The sequence below is a fragment of the Bacillus sp. AFS023182 genome (assembly GCF_002560575.1).
Taxonomy (GTDB): Bacteria; Bacillota; Bacilli; order Bacillales; family Bacillaceae_G; genus Bacillus_A; species Bacillus_A arachidis.
The window spans coordinates 1-862 of record NZ_NTRO01000164.1 but is presented as its reverse complement, the minus strand read 5'-3'; the positions used below and the strand labels follow the sequence as shown (position 1 = coordinate 862).

The 862-nt window shown below is 35.8% G+C and carries 1 protein-coding gene; it reads left to right on the top strand.

Going from position 1 to position 862, the window contains the following annotated elements; translation table 11 throughout:
- Positions 1-91: 91 nt before the first annotated feature.
- Positions 92-799: an IS6 family transposase gene (locus CN288_RS27915; protein WP_098303645.1), complete on the top strand. Its 708-nt coding sequence runs from the start codon at positions 92-94 to the stop codon at positions 797-799.
- The last annotated feature ends 63 nt before the right edge of the window (positions 800-862 follow it).

Genomic DNA, 862 nt, shown 5'->3' with positions numbered 1-862 from the left:
CGGTTCTGGTGCAAAAAAACGAAGCCTCTTGCAAGTAATCTCCTAAACTTGGACATACTAATACTAGTACTCTAAAAAGGACGTGATCAGTATGGAAAAGCAAAGTTTATTTAAGTGGAAACATTATCAACCGGATATTATTTTATTAACCGTGAGATGGTACCTACGGTACAACCTAAGTTTCCGTGATTTGGTGGAAATGATGGAGGAAAGAGGATTATCCATCGCTCACACAACGATTATGCGCTGGGTTCATCAATATGGGCCTCAATTAGAAGAGAAAGTACGAAATCATCTAAAACCAACAAACGATTCATGGAGAGTCGATGAAACTTATATTAAAGTAAAAGGACAATGGATGTATTTATATCGTGCCGTGGATTCAGAAGGGAATACCATTGATTTTTATCTAAGTAAATCAAGAGATAAACAAGCAGCCAAGTGCTTTTTCAAGAAAGCCTTGGCTTTTTCGTACGTTTCTAAACCTCGCGTGATAACAGTAGATAAGAACCCTGCCTATCCTGTAGCAATTCAAACGTTAAAAGAAGAAAAACATATGCCTGAAGGCATAAAGCTAAGACAAGTTAAATATCTCAATAATATAGTGGAACAAGATCATCGTTTTATTAAGAAACGTGTGCGTTCTATGTTAGGGTTCAAGTCTTTTAGCACAGCTACATTCATTCTTGCAGGAGTAGAAGCTATGCATATGATTAAAAAAGAACAGATTGATTTACAGGATCAGTCTGTTCAGAACCAGAAAGAATTCATCCATCAATTATTCGGACTAACAGCATAAAATACAATTTCACTAGAAATATATGCGCTATATTCTCTTTTATTTTATCTTTGCACCAGAACC